This window comes from Rhizobium sp. NLR8a, assembly GCF_019685235.1.
Lineage (GTDB): Bacteria > Pseudomonadota > Alphaproteobacteria > Rhizobiales > Rhizobiaceae > Rhizobium.
Genome location: NZ_JABDWI010000003.1, coordinates 116,336 through 134,052 on the forward strand (window position 1 = coordinate 116,336; position 17,717 = coordinate 134,052).

Genomic DNA, 17,717 nt, shown 5'->3' on the forward strand with positions numbered 1-17,717 from the left:
CCGCTCCGCAAAATCCATAGCCGGCCACCGAAGCGACCCTCATCCCGTTTCGGGACGAAATCCCGATATGGCACAGGCGTGCAAGGATCTGCTAACTTTTCGTCAAGTAACTGAATCTTCGGCATTTCCTGTCACGAGAAAGGACATGCCACAATAATGGCGCTTGCATTTTGACCGAAATGATGGCACCAATCCACCTACTCGGGCATTTGCATGCCGGTGACTGGACTGATGTGGTACTCTTCCGTTACGGAAGGGGCGCGGGAATACCCGCCTGCGTAGACGTTCTTTCCCCGTACGTGACTTCTCCGACTGACCCTTCGTCCCAATCGATCGGGGCGAAAGCTAAAGCCGTCCGCTTCCTCTCGGGGGCGCGGATACTAGACAGACTAAGGGAAAAGGACTATCCCAATGGCCACCAAAGGCACCGTAAAATTCTTCAACCAGGACAAGGGTTTTGGTTTCATCACGCCGGACGGCGGCGCAAAGGACGTTTTCGTCCACATCTCTGCGCTGCAGGCTTCTGGCATCCAGTCGCTGCGCGAAGGCCAGCAGGTCACCTTCGACACCGAGCCGGACCGCATGGGCAAAGGCCCGAAGGCTGTTAACATCTCGGCTTCGTAAGCTAGATTATCGCTTCGGCGGCAGGAACGGCGCTCTGAAAAGGGCGCCGTTTTTGTTTGCCACGCTTGGATTTGTCGATCGCAAGGCCAGGTGCTATATGCGCCCTTAATGATGATCTCGCCCGAGCGGCGATGCAGGGTGCCAACATTGAGGCGCCGCGGCTACAAGGAACAATGGATCGTCGATGACTGAGAAGAGGCCGATATTTGCGGTCGCCCCGATGATCGACTGGACGGATCGGCATTGCCGCTATTTCCACCGCCAGATCAGCCGGCAGGCGCTGCTCTATACCGAGATGGTGGTGGCCGACGCCATCATCCATGGCCCGCGCGAGCGGTTGCTCGGCCATGACGCCGCCGAGCATCCGCTGGCGCTGCAGCTTGGCGGCTCGGATCCGCTCAAACTCGCCGAGGCGGTGAAAATCGCCGAACCCTATGGCTATGACGAGATCAACCTCAATGTCGGCTGCCCTTCCGACCGCGTGCAATCGGGCACCTTCGGCGCCTGCCTGATGCTGACGCCGGAGACGGTGGCCGAATGCGTCGCGGCGATGAAGGCGGTCGCCACCGCGCCGGTGACGGTGAAATGCCGGATCGGCGTCGACGAGCAGGCGCCGGAAGAGGCGCTGCCGGAACTCATCACGCGCGTTCTCGATGCCGGCGCCGACGCGATCTGGATCCATGCCCGCAAGGCCTGGCTGAAGGGCCTGAGTCCTAAGGAGAATCGCGAGATCCCGCCGCTCGACTACGAGATCGTCTACCGGATGAAACAGCGCTGGCCCGATGTGTTCATCGGCATCAACGGCGGCATCCGCACGCTCGACGAGGCCGCCGAGCATCTCGCCCATGTTGACGGCGTCATGCTCGGCCGGGCGGCCTACCAGAACGCGACGATCCTCGCCGACGTCGACCGGCGCTTCTTCGGCGCGCCGGCGGCCGAGCCCGACTGGCAGGCGCTGTGCGACCGGATGATGGCTTATGCCGAGCGCCATATCGCCGGCGGCGGCCGGCTGCAGCAGGTGGCCCGCCACATGGTCGGCCTCTTCACCGGCCTGCCCGGGGCACGGCGCTACCGCCAGATCCTCTCTACCGACGCGGCAAAAAGCGGTGCCGGACCGGAGGTCTTGGCGGCGGCTTTCGCGGCAGTGGACTTTTCCGGCATGGAGACGGAGGCGGTCAGCGCCTGACGTGACGGAACAGTGTCTCTCTTTCACCGGCAAGTCATGGCTGGCGCCTGGAGCGCGCCTTCTCAACGAGCCAGTCGCGGTCGCGCGCTCATTTGGTAAGCTGCGGCTGCCGGCAACGTTCCGTGGCAACAGTCATCATGACCGCGGCATTGGCAGCAATGTCTTCTTCTCAATCCGGCCGGCTACCGAGAAAACCAAAATCTCCGTCTCCCTGCCGATCCTGCTGCCATCCATCAACCTGACGATATCGTCGACGCCGCCGACCGGGCTGCTGTCGATGGCGAGGATGTAATCGCCCTCTTGCAGCCCGCCCTTTGCCGCCGGCCCCTCCGGTTCGACCCTGCGGACGCGGACGGATGTCGTTTGAACCATACCCGCCGCGAGTGCGACCCGTCGCGGCAGCACGATCGTGTCGCCTGCTATGCCGATAAAGGCGCGCCTGACCTGGCCATAGCGAAGAAGCTCCGACACCACGAAATTGGCCGTGTTCGATGCGACGGCAAAGGCGATGCTCTGTGCACCCTGGATGACGGCGGTATTGACGCCGATAACCTCGCCGCCGGAAGACACCAGCGGCCCGCCGGAATTGCCGGGATTGAGCGCGGCATCGGTCTGAATGACATCCTCCATCAGCCGGCCGCTGGCCGCCCGCATCGACCGACCGAGCGCCGAGACGATACCGGCAGTGACGGTCCATTCGAAGCCCAGCGGATTGCCGATCGCGATCGCGATATGGCCCCTGCGCAGACGCTGGGAATCGCCGAGTCTCGCCCAGGCGCCGGTGCTGGCATTGGCCCGAATAAGCGCGATATCGGTATCGATATCCCGACCGAGCACCCGGCCTTCGGTGACGAATCCGTCAGGCGTCGTGATGCGAACCACCTTGGCGTCGTCGACGACATGGCTGTTGGTAATGATCAGTCCGTCGGGCGATACGGCAAAGCCCGACCCATGTCCCTGCCGGCCTCCCACCCGCTCGATCCGGCTGACCGCCGGGCCGACCACGTCGACTGCTCCTGCGATCGACTGCGAATAGGCATCGATCAGCGCCCCGTCTTTCTGGGGCACTATATCCTTATCCATGTAACCCATGTGTTGATCCTCAGGCGGCAGACTTCCCGCCGCCGGCAAAGCAATCGCGGATGCGATCGTCGCCATGACGTTGTTGTGAGGGATTAGATGGTTGGGCGTCGATCCCTGTTCAAGTGAGCGTCAGCGCGCTTCATCCGGCACAAGGTAATGGTGGGCGGAACACACCTACCCGAACGTATAGATTGAACGAACCGGAATAACGTGGCTCATTGCGGACATTGCCCGTTAGCTCGGCCGCCTATACTGCGCTGCCGAGCTACCGTGATCAAAGAATGTCGCGGCGCGAAAGCAGTCGGGTAAGGACCGCCCTATTGCGTCGCCGTCACCGGTTAACAGGGCTCTGAGGGTTCTGGCAACTGATCATGCAAACTTCTGTCATATCAATAGAGTAAAACGAGGCATTCAATAAGAACATCATCATATTGTCGCTTCCATCCCCCAGCGCGACTTTCTTATCCTGTCATTGGCGTCACGGCGCTCGTGGCGCTGCCAATCCCGCCTGCAGCAGCCTGTTTAGTCAGATCCAACCACAAGGAGCCATGAGATGAGCACAGTTACAACGAAGGACGGCGTCAAGATTTTCTACAAGGATTGGGGGCCGAAGAGCGCCCAGCCGATCATGTTCCATCACGGCTGGCCGCTGTGCTCCGACGACTGGGACGCGCAGATGCTCTTCTTCCTCGACAAGGGTTACCGCGTCATCGCCCATGATCGGCGTGGCCACGGCCGCTCCACCCAGGTGGCCGACGGCCACGATATGGATCATTACGCTGCCGATGCCGCAGCCGTCGTCGATCATCTCGATCTCAGGAATACCGTCCATGTCGGCCATTCCACCGGCGGCGGCGAAGCGACCCACTATGTCGCCCGCCACGGCCAGCCACAGGGCCGAGTCGCCAAGCTCGTCATTATCGGCGCCGTTCCGCCGATCATGGTAAAAACCGATGCCAATCCCGGCGGCCTGCCGATCGAAGTCTTCGACGACCTGCGCAGACAGCTCGCTGCTAACCGCGCCCAATTCTATCATGACCTTCCCGCCGGCCCGTTCTACAGCTTCAATCGGCCGGGGGCGAAAGTGTCGGAACCGGTCATCAACAATTGGTGGCGCCAGGGCATGATCGGCGGCGCCAAGGCGCATTACGACGGTATCAAGGCCTTCTCGGAAACCGACTTCACCGAAGACCTGAAGATCATCACGGTTCCGACCCTCGTCATGCATGGCGACGACGACCAGATCGTGCCGATCGCCGACTCCGCGTTGCTTTCGTCGAAACTTCTGCAGAATGCGACGCTGAAGGTCTACGAGAAATTCCCGCACGGCATGTGCGCGACCCATGCCGATATCATTAATCCCGACATCCTCGCCTTCATCAAAGGCTGATCCGACGTGTCGCCGGGCGCTGGGAAGGCGTCCGCCGGCCGCGCTGCATTTCGGCAAAACGGTTTTATCATGAAACCGTTTTCGTCGATTTGCGTTTAGCCGCCATGACAAGAGAACGTGAACCCTCATCAAAGGCTTACCGTCAGGATCGTTTCGAAAATACCGAGCGAGCCGCAAAGGAAACCATCGAGGCGGAGCAGCGGGCTCGCCGGGAAAAGACCAAACGCCTGAAAGAGTTGCGCCTGTCGCAGCAGGGCGGTAAGGATCCCGCGGCCAAATAGAGATCTTCTCCCCGCCTATTCCATCAGGTCGAGGCGCCGATTGATTTCAACTTGATCCCTTGGCGTCGCGCCTGCCGTGGCTGCCATATTGTTCTGATTTCGGACGTTCGCCCATCTTGCAGAGCAAAGGCTGCGAAATTATCTTTTTGCACAATAGCGATTCACGGCATCCCAAAAGGGCTGATTGCGATGTCAGACAAGCTTTTCAGCACGCGTGACGAACCACTCGCCTCCGCAGATCTGGATATTTGCAGGCGTGTGCATGAAGCCCTGTGTAGCGGGCTCGATATTGACAGATCAGGCGGGGACGCCGATCGTCTCGGAGCTCTGATCATCGAGCTTTATCGGCAGGGTGTGCATGATGAAGACCAGCTTCGACTGCTTGCTGGTGGGAAGCGCGTCTGACCGCGCGCGTCAGTTTCCTCGCGAAACCTCTGCCCATGATCCCCGCTTCAGACGCACAAAGGGCGCGCTAACACTCTGAATCTATGTATCGGCTCGAAAATCTATTCCGATTTCGAGCCGATACGCTAGCCATTTCCGGTGATTTAGAGGCCGGTCGCCTCGGTACTCGTTGCTGTGGCCGAGGTTTCGGTTGAATCGACAGCCGGCGCCGACTCGGTCGTTCCCGATAATTCTTCCGTGCTGCCCGTCTCGGCTTCCGGCGTTTCTGCGGTCGCGCTAGGATCTGTCGTCTCGCTCCCCTCGGCGGTTTCGCCAGTCGGAGTCTCGGTTGCCGGAGTCTCCGTCGGGGTCTCCGCCACCGGTTCTTCCGCGACCGGCGCCGCAGCCGCCAACGCGTCTCTCATCTGATCGATCGTGCCGACAGCCGTGCCGATGCCGAGCGTCTCCTTGGCCCAGGCCAAAGCTTCGGGGCTGAGCGTGCCCGTCTTGGTCGCCGAAGCCAGTGCTGCCGTCAGAGCGGCGTCGCCGAGAACAGGATCGTCCGCGGGCGGCGCAACGCCATTAGCCAATTCATATTGCGCATAGGCGGTAGCATAGGCCGAAATCGCTGCCATCTTGGGGTCTGCGGTATTCATCAGCGCGTGGTAATTGCGCTTCAGCGAATTCAGTCCCGCGAGTTCCGCCGTGGGCTTCTTCGCGGGCCGAGTCGCAGGCGCTGCGGCGATAGTCGTCTTCTTGGCCGCGCCTTTCGTGCTGACGGTCTGCTTGGTCGTTTTCGTCTTGCCGGCTTGGACCGACTTGCCCGAAGTTTTCGCACTGCGGCTGCCGGTCGTCTTACCGCTGGAGCTGGCGCTATCCTTTCCGCCGCCGCTCTTGCTGCTGCCGCCACTGTGGCTGCCGCTGCTTCCACCGCCGCCGCCATGGCTGCCGCCGCCACCACCGCTGCCGCCGTTACCACCACCGCCACCACCCCCGCCGTGACCACCACCGCCACCGCCGTTGCCGCCACCGCCACCACCTTTTGCGAAGGCGGGCGATGTATCGGTAAAGACGATGTTGAGAGGCGCAAGCGCAAGGCTGGTGGATAGACAGAGAAGGCCGATGATTCTGGAAAGCTGCATGGTAGTCTTTCTGACATTAAGGTGACGCGTTACATGTCAGGTATTGAAGCAGCAGCTCCATAAGAACCAGTTTAAGATCTCCTTGCAATTTGAACTTCCTGCGAATTCCGGTCGTCCTGGCCGAGAGTGGGAGGCTTATCCCTTAGCAGATCCCATTTCCCCGCCCACGCCTCGACGCCTGGAAGACCTGATGCGTCCGCTCAAATGAGATAATCTCCGTTGCGCGCTTTCAGAGAGGCGCGGCCCTACCACCGTAACGATCGCAATAGCACAGCCGCCCAGTCTCATTGCGTTAGCGGATACGCACATAGGTCGCTGTTCAGAATTCCCAAATGAAACTTATTTTCTCAATCCGCGTTGTCCTTCCATGTGTCCTGGTGAGTGAGATGAAAAGATTGGCCATCATTGCTCTGTCGATAGGGACGGCATTCTCCGGAATGCCGGCATCCGCAGGCCCAAACTTCGTGCCGAGTCCGGTACAACAGGCGGCGCAGCCGGCACAGGCAACTACCGATGCTCGAATTATGACTGTCGGTTGCAGCAGGTTCTCGATCGTCTGTTCACACTACGGCGAGCGCCCCAGATATTATGGCGACCGACGTTACTACCGTGGTCGTCACGCCTATCGTGACGACCGCTACGGCTGGGACCACCGTTATCACCGCCACTGGCACCACCACGACAACACCGGCGCCATCATCGGCGGCCTGGCGGCAGGCGCCCTCATCGGCGGCATAATCGCCTCGCAGTCCGGCGCCTACAGTTCACGTGGTTACAGCTCGCATGCTGAATATTGCTACGCCCGCTATCGGTCGTACCGCGCCTCGGACAACACCTACCAGCCTAACTACGGCCCACGCCGCCAGTGCCAGTAAATTCAGTCAGCCGGTACTGAGAGAAGGCCCCGCCCGTTGATGCGGTGCTTTCTGCTGCCACGGAAACGCTTCGCATCAGCGCTCTGTCGTGCTTGTTTCCCGAAGATCTTTCCGAACGGCTGCATCTGCAAGGTGATCTATGACATCAGCAGACGCCATGACGCCGCCCGCCAGCCGCGTCGTCCTGCTTGCGCCCGAACTGGATAACCTCACGGGCTTCGAAGCCGCGCTCGCCGCCGGCTGGTCTTCAGATCCCCGTCGTGCCAGCGATCAAGCCTATATCCGCGGCGAACTCCAGCGGCGGCGCCAGGACCGACCAAAATTCCTCGACGATCTCAATGTCGGCGGCAAACCGCGCATTGTGTCGGGACCGCTGCTGACAGTCCTTCTCTTCTGGATCTGGGACGGCGAATTCTACGGCAACATGCCCTTCGCCTAAATCACGCCACCTCAGCCGCCATCTTCTCCCGCACCTCCAGAAACGCCGCCGTCAATCGCGTCAACACCGGCGAGGTCACTGTCCCGTTCGCCCCGCCGATCGGATCAACGATGTGGATCTGCCGGAGATCCTCCATGAATTCGTCCCAGAGCGGCTGACCGCCCTCTTCCAGCAACTCGGCGCGGATGCTGAGATCCTCGCTCACCGGCAGGTGACGCCTGCCCCAGGCGCCGATCATGGCGAAGAGGGGAACGAGCTGGATCGCCGGCTCCGTCAGGCTGTAGATTGCTTTCTGGCTGTGGCTCGGATCGTCCCGCTTGCTGATGAAGCCGAGCGAGAGCAGCCGCTTCAGCCGCGCCGCCAGGATATTGGAGGCGATCCCCTCCTCCGAATGATTGAGCAGATCGCGGAAATGCCGGCGGTTGCCGAACATGATGTCGCGGATGATAATCAGACTCCATCGGTCGCCCAGCACCTCCATCGTCAGGTTGATCGGACAGCCGGACCGCAATTCTATATCCACGAAGCATCTCCTGCAGAAACCAGTTGCATTATAGGATCACTTGTGCGAGATAACAACTAGTTTCAATTCGCAATCAGATGGAGGAAAGCATGTCCAAGGTGCGCGTCGCGGGTTTTTCCGTTTCCGTGGATGGCTTCGGCGCCGGGCCGGAGCAGGGCCTGAATGATCCGCTCGGAAAGCGCGGGCCGGAAATGTTTCAATGGTTCTTCCACACGCGCACCTTCCGCGCGATGATGGGTAAGGACGACGGTTCTTCCGGCATCGACGAGGATTATGCGTCCCGCGCCATGGCCAATTTCGGCGCCTTCATTCTCGGGCGCAACATGTTCGGCCCGATCCGCGGCGAATGGCCCGATGATGCCTGGAAAGGCTGGTGGGGGCCGAACCCGCCCTATCATGCGCCGACCTATATCCTCACCCATTATGCACGCGAACCGCTCGTCATGGAGGGCGGCACCACCTTCCACTTCGTCACCGGCGGCATTCATGAGGCGCTCGACCAGGCGAAGGCGGCGGCCGGCGATAAAGATGTGAAGATCGGCGGCGGAGTGGCGACCGTCCGCCAATATCTGCAGGCGGGTCTGATCGACGAACTGCATTTCGCTGTGTCGCCCGTCGTGCTCGGCAAGGGCGAAGCAATGTTTGCAGGCATCGATCTTCCTGCGCTGGGCTTCCGCGTCACCGAGCATGTCGCCAGCGAAAAAGCCACGCATCTCGTGCTGGCGAAATAACCGAGCCGCCGGTTCAGTCCGGCGATCTCTCCGGCGCGAGCGCCGCCGGAAACACATTCATCCCGCCGCCTGGACGAGGCGGCGGTCCAAGGCCATCTCGTCCGGTGTCATCAGCGTCACATTTTGCCCATGCTTTTCATGGCGTTTTTCATGTGCATCTTGCAGTCGTCCATCTTGTTGGCCGTCATGGAATCCTTGGCCATCATCATCTCCTTGGAGGCCATTTCCTTCTTTTCCTTCATGGCCGGATCGGTCATGGCGTCCATGTCGGACGCCATTTTCATCATCGACGCCTCGTCGCATTTCATCATCGCATCCTGTGCAAGGACAGGCAATGCGGATGCGGCGGCGACAACGATGGCTGCAGCTGTGCGTTTCAACATCGTATTCTCCTCCTTCTGGGCAGCATTGCCCGTTGCAAATGGTGAATGCATGTGCCCAAGAAGGTGCCGCGGCGCGGGATGAAGTCATGCATAAATCAAGGACGTGAGATTAGCCCGGCATCACCCGGTAGACGCATGCCATCCCCTCCACGCCCCGAAGCGGAGCCTCGAAGGCGACCGCCCTGTGTCCGGAGAGCAGCCGGCTGACGTCAGGCGCCGAAAACAGGGCTTCGGATAGACAGATCTCGCCGGCCTCGGCCAATGATTGCACCCGTGCCGCGACATTGACGGTCTGCCCGAAATAATCGAGGTTGTCGTTCAAGGTCACGGCGATCGACGGACCGCAATGGGCCCCGATCTTCAGGATGATGCTGGGATCGCCATGCTCGCCGTTGAAGCGCTCGATTTCTTCAAGCATATGCAGAGCAGCCGAGATGGCGTCGCTCGGGCGGGAGAAGGCCGCCATCACCGCGTCTCCGATCGTCTTGACGATTGCGCCCGAATGCTCCTGCACCGTGGCGCCGAGCAGGGCGAAATGTTCACGCACCAGTGCATAGGCATTGAGATCGCCGAGCCGCTCGTACATCGCGGTCGAACCCTTGAGATCGGTGAACAGAAGCGTCACCTGGCGGATGCCGAGGCCCTCCCTTTCATCAACGCATTCGGAGCGAAACAGCCGCCGAAAGGTCTGGCGCGCAAGCAGCATCCCGCCCGACATGTAAGGATCGAAATCGAGAACAGGCTTGGTGGTCTGCGCCAGAATCTCGGTCGGCCAGTTGATGAGAAGCAGCGAGCCGCGCACGGCAGCCGAGTTCTCGACTTCGACGATGACCGGACCGGGCCGAACCGCTGAGGACGAGCGGCAAAAATGCCGACCGTCGTACCCAATCCTGAGGAGTGCCGGCGCCGTAACGGGCTCGCCTGCAACCGGCAGCGCAAAGCTCGCCTGGGTCTCAACATTGATGCCGGCAAGCGCACCTGGGCCGAGTTCAGCCCTGATCGTCGTGACTGAACCCGGCGCCAGGAAGGAAAGGCCGCGCACCAGCCCTTTCAGGACGTCGAGAAAGCGGACCTGCTGACCGGGCAGTCGCGCATCGCTGAGAAACCGTGCCTTCCAGTGAAAATCCTCGACCGAGAGCGAGCCGGGATCGTGAAAAGACAGCCGGCGCAGTTGCGGCGACACTGTGAAGGTGACCTCGATGAAATCGTCGAGGTCGGTTTCGCCGGAGACGTCGCACAGGCCGCAGACATAGTGCGTCTTCAGCGTTCTCAAGGCGCCGAAACTGTCGAGCACCATTCCGGATTGGGGACACACGACGTCCCAGCGCATCTCGAACAAACCGCTGCGCGTCGCATGGAGAAAGAGATCGATGCTTTCCGCCTCCGAAATGGCGCCGTCGTGCGCGAAAGCCAGCGGGTTGATGCGGTAGAGGGACAGATCGTCACCGCTGCGGATCAGGCTTTCGAATTTGGCGATGCCCCGCGGACTCCAGGACCGGGCCTGCCGGATCTCGGTCATCTTGCTCTCGAGGAGCCGTTCCTGAACGTCAGTCATCTGACGCCTCGCAAAGTTCGGCCGGTCCATGCGACCGGGATCGCCGCGATTATAACAGACGCTCGTCCGGGCGGATCAAACGGAGCCTGGCCAAGCAGAAGTCTTACGGATTAGCCCGGTAAGGCGACGCCAGGGTTTCAGAAGCTTTTCCCGCTCGACATCGCCCAATCTCGGCATTCGCTGTCTGCGACATCCTACCTGCGTCAGCGGACCAGAACGCTCGGCAGTCCTGTTCTCGACTTGTCGTCAACCAAGCGTGTCCAAATAGCTGTGGCATTGCTGCAGAATGAGCGTAGAGAAAGGACGCCGCGCCATCACCGTTGCCATCGATCTCGTTCAGATGGACATCGCCCAGGACGGGCTTTTTGTCGAACTGTCGAAGCAGTTGGACCATCAGTAGAAAGCAGAAATCGGTCCATCAGGGCTGCCCCCTGCGCCGTGGTAGGGTTGCGATAATCCGTGGGCGGCTCGCAGAAAGCCTCTCATTTGCCGTGATGCGGTCCTTTGTTAGGAGTTCACAGTGTCCCGGATTCGAGCTTTTCGAGGTAGGCTGCGAACATCTCGGCCATGGCTTCGGCGTAGGTTTCGATCTCGCTCAAGCTTCGGGGAGCCTCCGAGAACTGCTTGCCCACCGTGGCGAGCGTCGTGACGATCAGGTCACCGGCAAGTGCCCGGCTTGCCTCCGAGACCGATGGCAGCACCTCCTCCATGAACAGCCCGATGATGCGGTCTCCCGACGCCCTCGCCGCCTGCGCCTCCGGCGCATCGCGATAGAGCGGCGCTGCGTCGTGAAGCGCCACTCGCATCGCCGCCTCCTCACACTCGGAGCGAAGAAAGGCGTGAACGAGGCTGCGCAGCCGTTCGAACGGCGGTCGTTGTGCATCGGCAAGAATATCGGCGAGCATGCCGTTCGTCTGCCGCCATTCGTCGCTCTGCAGCCGGAAGAGGATTGCCGCCTTGTTGGGGAAATATTGGTAGAGCGAACCGATACTGACGCCCGCCCTCTCCGCTACCCTCGCCGTGGTGAAGCGATGGGCTCCCTCACGCGCCAAAACCTGAGCAGCAGCATCGAGGATCGCCGCCACGAGCTCCGTCGAGCGGGCCTGCTTAGGCTGCTTTCGTGAAGAAATCCGGGTACTTGGCCGGTCGCTCATGGCGGCGCTCCGCAATGCGATTGGAAAACGCGAGGGAATATTCGTATTTTTCACCCAGCGCAAGAACCTCATCATTCCAAGGAGCCCTCCAATGACGACACTCACCACCGCGCCGCTCGCGCCTCTCCTCCACCGCCTGTTCGAAGAAGCCGCTGCGGCGACGAGCCCCGCCATATCCGAGCTTTCCAGCGAGGAGAGGATGCGCCTGATCAGCAGCAAGACGGAATATCTCGACCTTTACGGGCGCCTGAGGGATCTCTGGCTTCCTGTCTCGCGCGAGGCCGGCACGCTGCTCTACATGCTGGCGCGCAGCTGCCGTGCTCAAACGATCATCGAGTTCGGCACATCCTTCGGCATCTCGACCCTCCACCTTGCTGCAGCACTGCGCGACAATGGCGGCGGCCGGCTGATCACCAGCGAGTTCGAACCGTCGAAACTGAGGCGGGCGCGCGAAAACTTGACGGCTGGCGGCCTCATCGACCTTGTCGAAACCCGTGAGGGAGATGCCCTCCACACCCTCGGCACCGATCTTCCTGATACCATCGACCTCCTGTTTCTCGACGGCGCCAAGGGCCTTTATCGTGACATCCTGGAGCTGGTAGAAGACCGACTTCGACCGGGTGCCCTCATCGTCGCTGACAATGCCGACCTCAGTCCCGAATATCTCGCCCGCGTTCGCTCCGCCGCCGCTGGCTATCTGTCCGTCCCGTTCGAAGAGGACATCGAGCTGTCGATGCGCGTCTGAGGATATTCGCAACTGGCTCCGCGCCCTCACCCTTGGATGTCCCGCAACGCCATCAACGGTGAGGCCGCGCCGCCGCGCACAAGCGTCGCACAGCACCAACGCAGCCATCTCAGGACAAAGCTGGTCCCGCTCAAAGACTTTTTTCGAAGAACGTATCCGGATATGGATCGTCATTGAACCGCTCGATCTCGGTCCAGCCGGTACCGCGATAGAGCTGCTGTGCCTCGGCAAGAACGCTGTTGGTATCCAGACGCAGGAGCCGGATGGACAACTCGCGGGCGATCGTCTCGGCAGCCGACATAAGCCGTTTTGCCATCCCGAGGCCACGCGCGGAAGGGGCGACCCAGAGCCTCTTGATCTCCGCCACCTTGCCGCCATTGCCCTTCAACCCGACACAACCGATCGGCAGGCCGTCGGACATCGCGACCAGGAACGCGCCGCGCGGGCGGATCATGTCCTTGGCGTCAGGATCGCGGGAAAGCGAGACGTCGAAACCCTTGTCGAAACGGCGTGCGAGTTCGCCGTAATATTCGTTCAGGCAATAGCGGGCATCGTCGTGCCGAGGATCTTTCTCCTCCAGCACGATCTGGTCGCGTCCAAGCGAGCAGGCGACCATATCCATGGCGCGCAGGAGTTCGTCCGGGCGGCGATGACGCGCCAGAAACGCTTCGGCCTGGGCATTGGAAAGTGCTTCATAAGCCTGAAACTCGCACTCGCCGGTGCTGGTCAACCTGGTGATGCGGCGACGGGCATCGCGATCGTTCGGGATGGTCTCGATCAGCCCCTCCTCCTCCAGCCCGCGCAGCAGACGGCTCATCAGGCCCGAGTCAAGACCGAGATAATCGCGGATTGCCGCAACATCCGATTGGCCACGACCGATCGAATTGAGGACGCGAGCAGCACCGAGCGGACGACCGCGTCCAAGGAAAGACGTATCCAGAGCGCCGACTTCGGAGGTGACGGCGCGGTTGAAGCGACGGACGCGGGCGACAGGATCGCAAGCCATATTATCTGACTTAAGTCAGATAAATTCCGCTGTCAATTCCGGCTGCCAAAATGGACCCGAAGTGCTCGAAGTGTCAGCCGGGTGCGCCGACCGTCTTGCGCATCCTCACTCCCTCACCTATGGCAATGCAACTTCCCCTCCACAGGGCTGCCCCGTGCTCCGCTTTATCCTCCACGCTATGATCGTCATCATTCTGACGCTGCTCACCCAGATCGGCGGCCTCGCCTATTTGATAACGCTTGCCGTCGCACGCGCCTTGCGCCTGCGCCGATTTGCGGCAAACCTCGCGCTCTTTCTGCTTCTCTACGCCGGCGCCACCTTCGTCGCGCACCTCACCGCACCCACATTCGGCCGGGTTCCGCTTTCCTGCTTCGCCGGCACCGCCGATCCGCTGGTCATCCGCGCGCCGATCTACTGCGCGCTCAACCGCAACTACGTGACACCTGAACTGCGCGATCTGGCAGGGGCACTCGCCGCCCACATGGATAAGCAGTTTCCCGGTACCGTTACCGTCGCGCTGGATGCGAACTTTCCCTTCGTCAACGGTTTTCCGCTGCTGCCGCATCTCTCTCATGCCGACGGCAAGAAGCTCGATTTCGCCTATTATTACAAAGATGCCGACGGCGCCTTCCTGAACGGCACCACACGCTCCCCGATCGGCTATTTTGCCTTCGAGGAGCCTGCCCCGGGCGACGAACTGCCCTGCGCGGGTCGCCACGACTGGCTTACCACGCGTTGGGATTTTGATACCCTGCAGCCTCTCTTCCCTGTCTACGGGATCGAGGAGCAGCGCACCGCGGCAGCGATCGCCTGGCTGACGACGGAAGGCGTCGCACGCTTTGGCCTGCAGAAGATCTTCATCGAGCCGCATCTGAAGAATGCGCTTGGCATCACCGATGCCCATGTCCGCTTCCAGGGCTGCCGAGCCGCGCGTCATGATGACCATATGCATATCCAGATTGAATGAGCGGTTCGCTTGCACACGGCAGGAAATCCCATCTACGCCATGTACTCCGTCCCGCCGGGGTGATGCCTGACCTTTTGATCAGGCACCACCAACCATCGGAAGAGGCGCCCTTCCCGGCTGTCGCCCGATTGGATATTCTTGCCAGCCATTGTCCCTGAATGAGAGGTTTGCTTGTGAGTGTCGGCCTGATTGCCCTCCTTGATGATGTCGCAGTGCTTGCAAAGGCGGCCGCCGCTTCTCTGGACGACGTAGTCGCCCAGGCGGGCAGAGCCGGCGCCAAAGCCGCCGGCGTCGTGATCGACGACGCAGCCGTCACGCCGCGTTACGTGACCGGCCTCTCGGCGGCACGCGAACTGCCGATCATCGCAAAAATCGCCATTGGTTCTCTCAAGAACAAACTGGTGTTCCTCCTGCCGGCCGCACTCGTCCTCAGCCTTCTCATGCCGCAGGCAGTGACGCCGCTGCTCATGCTCGGTGGGCTCTACCTTTGCTACGAAGGCGCCGAAAAGGTCTACGAACTCGTCGTGCCGCACGCGGCCCATGCCCACGAGAACGCCCTCGAGACGATCAGCGTCGACCCCAGAACCTTCGAGGACGAAAAGGTCGCGAGCGCCATCAGAACCGATTTCATCCTCTCGGCCGAGATCATGGCGATCACCCTCGGCTCGCTGTCGGAGTCGGGTCTGGCGATGCAGGCGCTGGTCCTCGCGCTGGTCGGCTCTCTGATCACGGCCGCTGTTTACGGCGTCGTCGCCTTGATCGTGAAGGCGGACGACTTCGGCCTCTGGCTTGCCCAGCGCTCTTCCCGCTCGCGGACAGGCGCGTTCCCGCACTTGCTCGGGCGCGGCCTTGTGCGGGGCATGCCCTATCTTCTCAAGGTACTGGGTCTCATCGGGACGGCGGCGATGATCTGGGTCGGCGGCGGCATCATTGTGCACGGCGCCGAAGGCTTTGGCTTTGCCTGGCTGAGCCATCTGCTCCACGATGCCGGAGAAGGCGCCGCGCATGCAATGCCGGCCGTTGGCGGCGTGGTTTCCTGGCTGGTCCAAGCTGTCGGCTCAGGTCTCGTCGGCATCCTCCTCGGCCTTGCAGCCATCCCGGCCGTCGGCTACGTCGTTGCGCCTGCATGGCGGTGGTGCGCAGCACGCCTGCGCAGGATGAGGACCGCGTAAGCGAGTGACAGCAGATGTTGCTTGCGACATCACGCGTTGTGCAGAAGGCGCCATGATGGCTCGCAAATCTTCCTTGGCGCGAACCAGCCCTGCGGCGCGGCGCAACCAGATGCTTCGAAGTGCCGGCACCATCAACCAGTGTCCCTTTCATCGTAAGCATGCTGCGCCGCAAAGATTGCGTCCATGTTCTGCTCCGCCCAGTGAGCGGGTGCCGAAACCGCCGCCATCCTCTCCGAAGCGATCAGCAAGCCTGTCGCCTTGCTGCGCCCCGTCAGTTCCATCATTTCAGCGTTTCGGCTCTGCTTCCGGGGGGAGCCGTACTCCGGGATTCTCGCTCACGCCCAGGACAGCTAAGGTTCCCATGGAAAGGCTATGCCATTTCAAACGATTTTAAAAATCGCCGACGCAGGGCTAATCGATTTTAATTTTGTGATTAAAACTTTCTTGTTGCGACGCAAAAGAATCTAACCATTACTTCTGCCGATGCTCGGTCTGTTCGTTGGAGAACTCGCATGACGATGACATTTCCGCTAACCGAAAAGCGCAATGCCGATGCGTTGCTGAAACACTTGACGTTGCACAAACTCAGCTATCCCGGAAACTGCGTCGTGTCGCTCAAGACGTACGTCGCATACGTCACGTCGTCTCACACGACAGCACTCGGGACCGCCCGCACCGCCTGGTAGGAATGTCTCGGAATTTCGGGATGTCTGTGCCCTTCGCTTATGCTCAAGGCGCCCGTCGAATACTCTTCACCCTTATCTGCCCGATAGGCGCCTCTCCCCGCCGGAGAGAAAAGGAGTAAGCCGCGCAGCTTTCGTTCTCGCAACGGAGGTCTCACGGAGGGGCGAGACGTTGCCGTACTTGCAAAAATTCCTATTCTGGTCGCCGCCGATGCGATGAAAAGCTGAGGCATTCCAGAGTTTGCGATAGGAATTTCAGGCCACAACATGACGACTCTCGGCCGCCCGGATCTCGGCGACATCCCACCATGGCGACTGGGGGGATCGCCGGTTACCGGCCGCGTGGCGGCCATACACGCGGCTGGCGCAGATTGGCCTGTTCTATGCTCTGGCGGTTGGGGCGTGGTCGCTCGGGGGCTGGCTGTTGGAGATGCCGCCGCCATCTGCGGTCGGGATGCTGGTGATCGCCCATTTTTTCTGGCAGACGCGGCGGTTAGACCTTGCCCGCCCGGATCTGAATTTCGCCTGTTCCTCGCCAATATCCTGACCGGCGTGCTGCTCGCCGGCACCGCGTTGGCGGGCACATGGTGAGCGGTTCGAGGACGAAATACGAATGATCGATCTCAAACAAGGCGTGCTCGCCGCGGCCATGATGCTGGCAGCAACGATGGCGTCCGGACATCAGGCGTATGCCGAGCCATGCGAACCGGAAACCTTCGAAGCGGCAAAATATGTCGTCTGCACGCTGGAAGGAGGAAAGGCCGACCTGCGCCTGTTCTGGAAGGGCGCCGATGGCGCGCCATACCGCACTTTTTCGAGCCTTGCCGAAGCCCTTCGCACCGAGGGGAAAACGCTGGTACTGGCCGTCAATGCCGGAATGTACCGAGCCGATTTTTCGCCGATGGGGCTGTACGTCGAAAACGCCACGGAATTGAAACCCGCCAATACCACAGAGACGGGAGGCGCCCCCGGTCAGGTCCCGAATTTCTACAAGAAACCGAGCGGCGTGTTCTTTCTCGGTGAAGCAGGCGCCGGCATACTTCCGACCGATGAATTTCTGACGCGTGCCCTAAAAGTGCGGTTCGCCACGCAGTCCGGCCCGATGCTCGTCATCGCGGGAAAGCTGAATCCGATCTTCATCTTCGCATCGACAGATCGAACCCGCCGGAGCGGGGTCGGCGTGTGCGCGGACGGCGTGGTTCGCTTCGCAATCAGTGAAGACAGGGTCAATTTCCACGATTTCGCACGGCTCTTCCGGGACCGGCTGCAATGCGCCGACGCCTTGTTCCTCGATGGCGGACGAGGTGTTGGGCTTTACTATCCGGCATTGGGCCGCAACGACTGGTCCTGGCACGGCGGCTACGGCCCCATTTTCGGACTTGTGGAATAAGCTG

At 61.0% G+C, this 17,717-nt stretch carries 19 protein-coding genes and 2 pseudogenes; 14 read left to right on the forward strand and 7 right to left on the reverse strand.

Annotated elements, in window-relative coordinates; genetic code table 11:
• Positions 1-411 precede the first annotated feature (411 nt).
• Both HJC04_RS06305 and dusA read left to right on the forward strand, forming a co-directional pair.
• Entirely contained in the window at positions 412-624 is a 213-nt protein-coding gene (locus HJC04_RS06305; RefSeq protein ID WP_003540801.1) for a cold-shock protein, read from the forward strand.
• Between the two features lie 184 nt (positions 625-808).
• The gene (gene dusA / locus HJC04_RS06310; RefSeq protein WP_221145343.1) at positions 809-1,810 is read left to right on the forward strand and encodes a tRNA dihydrouridine(20/20a) synthase DusA; all 1,002 of its coding nucleotides are present in this window, start codon (positions 809-811) and stop codon (positions 1,808-1,810) included.
• A gap of 135 nt (positions 1,811-1,945) precedes the next feature.
• Here dusA and HJC04_RS06315 read toward each other — a convergent pair whose 3' ends face one another.
• Positions 1,946-2,902, reverse strand: coding sequence for a S1C family serine protease (locus HJC04_RS06315; protein WP_221145344.1), 957 nt, complete (start codon positions 2,900-2,902; stop codon positions 1,946-1,948).
• A 544-nt stretch (positions 2,903-3,446) separates the two neighbouring features.
• Here HJC04_RS06315 and HJC04_RS06320 point away from each other — a divergent pair.
• The 3 genes from HJC04_RS06320 (at position 3,447) to HJC04_RS06325 (ending at position 4,969) form a co-directional block, all read left to right on the forward strand.
• Positions 3,447-4,283: an alpha/beta fold hydrolase gene (locus HJC04_RS06320; RefSeq protein ID WP_221145345.1), complete on the forward strand. Its 837-nt coding sequence runs from the start codon at positions 3,447-3,449 to the stop codon at positions 4,281-4,283.
• Between the two features lie 47 nt (positions 4,284-4,330).
• A complete protein-coding gene (locus HJC04_RS32210; RefSeq protein WP_405047651.1) occupies positions 4,331-4,564 on the forward strand; it encodes a hypothetical protein in 234 nt (77 codons plus the stop codon).
• A 189-nt stretch (positions 4,565-4,753) separates the two neighbouring features.
• A complete protein-coding gene (locus tag HJC04_RS06325; RefSeq protein ID WP_210630913.1) occupies positions 4,754-4,969 on the forward strand; it encodes a hypothetical protein in 216 nt (71 codons plus the stop codon).
• 143 nt (positions 4,970-5,112) lie between these two features.
• On the opposite strand, the gene HJC04_RS06330 is transcribed toward HJC04_RS06325, so the two are convergent.
• Positions 5,113-6,090 (reverse strand): hypothetical protein, encoded by a 978-nt coding sequence (locus tag HJC04_RS06330; RefSeq protein ID WP_221145346.1) that lies wholly within the window; start codon positions 6,088-6,090, stop codon positions 5,113-5,115.
• A 386-nt stretch (positions 6,091-6,476) separates the two neighbouring features.
• On the opposite strand from HJC04_RS06330, the gene HJC04_RS06335 reads away from it, so the two are divergent.
• Together HJC04_RS06335 and HJC04_RS06340 are read left to right on the forward strand one after the other, a co-directional pair.
• Positions 6,477-6,965 carry a BA14K family protein gene (locus HJC04_RS06335; RefSeq protein ID WP_210631606.1) on the forward strand — a complete coding sequence of 163 codons (489 nt, stop codon included), beginning with the start codon at positions 6,477-6,479 and terminating at the stop codon, positions 6,963-6,965.
• A 139-nt stretch (positions 6,966-7,104) separates the two neighbouring features.
• Positions 7,105-7,392, forward strand: a pseudogene (locus HJC04_RS06340) (GNAT family N-acetyltransferase); the annotation flags it as partial.
• 13 nt (positions 7,393-7,405) lie between these two features.
• Here the strand turns inward: HJC04_RS06340 and HJC04_RS06345 are convergent.
• Positions 7,406-7,927, reverse strand: a complete 522-nt coding sequence (locus tag HJC04_RS06345) for a helix-turn-helix domain-containing protein (RefSeq protein ID WP_210630910.1) — start codon at positions 7,925-7,927, stop codon at positions 7,406-7,408.
• Between the two features lie 89 nt (positions 7,928-8,016).
• On the opposite strand from HJC04_RS06345, the gene HJC04_RS06350 reads away from it, so the two are divergent.
• Positions 8,017-8,658: a dihydrofolate reductase family protein gene (locus HJC04_RS06350; protein ID WP_210630909.1), complete on the forward strand. Its 642-nt coding sequence runs from the start codon at positions 8,017-8,019 to the stop codon at positions 8,656-8,658.
• A gap of 116 nt (positions 8,659-8,774) precedes the next feature.
• Here HJC04_RS06350 and HJC04_RS06355 read toward each other — a convergent pair whose 3' ends face one another.
• From HJC04_RS06355 to HJC04_RS06365, 3 genes are all read right to left on the reverse strand, one after another.
• Positions 8,775-9,041 carry a hypothetical protein gene (locus HJC04_RS06355; RefSeq protein ID WP_210631605.1) on the reverse strand — a complete coding sequence of 89 codons (267 nt, stop codon included), beginning with the start codon at positions 9,039-9,041 and terminating at the stop codon, positions 8,775-8,777.
• Between the two features lie 109 nt (positions 9,042-9,150).
• Positions 9,151-10,596 carry an adenylate/guanylate cyclase domain-containing protein gene (locus HJC04_RS06360; RefSeq protein ID WP_221145348.1) on the reverse strand — a complete coding sequence of 482 codons (1,446 nt, stop codon included), beginning with the start codon at positions 10,594-10,596 and terminating at the stop codon, positions 9,151-9,153.
• 515 nt (positions 10,597-11,111) lie between these two features.
• Entirely contained in the window at positions 11,112-11,750 is a 639-nt protein-coding gene (locus HJC04_RS06365; RefSeq protein WP_221145349.1) for a TetR family transcriptional regulator, read from the reverse strand.
• Positions 11,751-11,841: 91 nt separating this feature from the next.
• Here HJC04_RS06365 and HJC04_RS06370 point away from each other — a divergent pair, with 91 nt between their 5' ends.
• Positions 11,842-12,495, forward strand: coding sequence for an O-methyltransferase (locus HJC04_RS06370; protein ID WP_210630907.1), 654 nt, complete (start codon positions 11,842-11,844; stop codon positions 12,493-12,495).
• A 130-nt stretch (positions 12,496-12,625) separates the two neighbouring features.
• Here HJC04_RS06370 and HJC04_RS06375 read toward each other — a convergent pair whose 3' ends face one another.
• Positions 12,626-13,501 carry a bifunctional helix-turn-helix transcriptional regulator/GNAT family N-acetyltransferase gene (locus HJC04_RS06375; RefSeq protein WP_210630906.1) on the reverse strand — a complete coding sequence of 292 codons (876 nt, stop codon included), beginning with the start codon at positions 13,499-13,501 and terminating at the stop codon, positions 12,626-12,628.
• Between the two features lie 178 nt (positions 13,502-13,679).
• Between HJC04_RS06375 and HJC04_RS06380 the strand changes: the two genes are divergently transcribed.
• The 5 genes and pseudogenes from HJC04_RS06380 to HJC04_RS06395 all read left to right on the forward strand — a co-directional run bounded on the left by HJC04_RS06380 (position 13,680) and on the right by HJC04_RS06395 (position 17,713).
• Positions 13,680-14,468: a hypothetical protein gene (locus HJC04_RS06380; RefSeq protein ID WP_221145662.1), complete on the forward strand. Its 789-nt coding sequence runs from the start codon at positions 13,680-13,682 to the stop codon at positions 14,466-14,468.
• Between the two features lie 173 nt (positions 14,469-14,641).
• Entirely contained in the window at positions 14,642-15,640 is a 999-nt protein-coding gene (locus tag HJC04_RS06385; protein ID WP_221145350.1) for a DUF808 domain-containing protein, read from the forward strand.
• 512 nt (positions 15,641-16,152) lie between these two features.
• A complete protein-coding gene (locus HJC04_RS06390; RefSeq protein WP_210630903.1) occupies positions 16,153-16,326 on the forward strand; it encodes a hypothetical protein in 174 nt (57 codons plus the stop codon).
• A 367-nt stretch (positions 16,327-16,693) separates the two neighbouring features.
• A pseudogene (locus HJC04_RS31620) lies at positions 16,694-16,914 on the forward strand (4-hydroxybenzoate octaprenyltransferase); the annotation flags it as partial.
• A gap of 22 nt (positions 16,915-16,936) precedes the next feature.
• Positions 16,937-17,713: a phosphodiester glycosidase family protein gene (locus tag HJC04_RS06395; protein WP_210630902.1), complete on the forward strand. Its 777-nt coding sequence runs from the start codon at positions 16,937-16,939 to the stop codon at positions 17,711-17,713.
• Positions 17,714-17,717: the final 4 nt, after the last annotated feature.

Coding starts and splice junctions, on each gene's coding strand:
- HJC04_RS06305 (WP_003540801.1), top strand. CDS start 412: ATGGCCACCAAAGGCACCGTAAAATTCTTCAACCAGGACAAGGGTTTT.
- dusA (WP_221145343.1), top strand. CDS start 809: ATGACTGAGAAGAGGCCGATATTTGCGGTCGCCCCGATGATCGACTGG.
- HJC04_RS06315 (WP_221145344.1), bottom strand. CDS start 2,902: ATGGGTTACATGGATAAGGATATAGTGCCCCAGAAAGACGGGGCGCTG.
- HJC04_RS06320 (WP_221145345.1), top strand. CDS start 3,447: ATGAGCACAGTTACAACGAAGGACGGCGTCAAGATTTTCTACAAGGAT.
- HJC04_RS06325 (WP_210630913.1), top strand. CDS start 4,754: ATGTCAGACAAGCTTTTCAGCACGCGTGACGAACCACTCGCCTCCGCA.
- HJC04_RS06330 (WP_221145346.1), bottom strand. CDS start 6,090: ATGCAGCTTTCCAGAATCATCGGCCTTCTCTGTCTATCCACCAGCCTT.
- HJC04_RS06335 (WP_210631606.1), top strand. CDS start 6,477: ATGAAAAGATTGGCCATCATTGCTCTGTCGATAGGGACGGCATTCTCC.
- HJC04_RS06350 (WP_210630909.1), top strand. CDS start 8,017: ATGTCCAAGGTGCGCGTCGCGGGTTTTTCCGTTTCCGTGGATGGCTTC.
- HJC04_RS06355 (WP_210631605.1), bottom strand. CDS start 9,041: ATGTTGAAACGCACAGCTGCAGCCATCGTTGTCGCCGCCGCATCCGCA.
- HJC04_RS06360 (WP_221145348.1), bottom strand. CDS start 10,596: ATGACTGACGTTCAGGAACGGCTCCTCGAGAGCAAGATGACCGAGATC.
- HJC04_RS06365 (WP_221145349.1), bottom strand. CDS start 11,750: ATGAGCGACCGGCCAAGTACCCGGATTTCTTCACGAAAGCAGCCTAAG.
- HJC04_RS06370 (WP_210630907.1), top strand. CDS start 11,842: ATGACGACACTCACCACCGCGCCGCTCGCGCCTCTCCTCCACCGCCTG.
- HJC04_RS06375 (WP_210630906.1), bottom strand. CDS start 13,501: ATGGCTTGCGATCCTGTCGCCCGCGTCCGTCGCTTCAACCGCGCCGTC.
- HJC04_RS06380 (WP_221145662.1), top strand. CDS start 13,680: ATGATCGTCATCATTCTGACGCTGCTCACCCAGATCGGCGGCCTCGCC.
- HJC04_RS06390 (WP_210630903.1), top strand. CDS start 16,153: ATGACGATGACATTTCCGCTAACCGAAAAGCGCAATGCCGATGCGTTG.
- HJC04_RS06395 (WP_210630902.1), top strand. CDS start 16,937: ATGATCGATCTCAAACAAGGCGTGCTCGCCGCGGCCATGATGCTGGCA.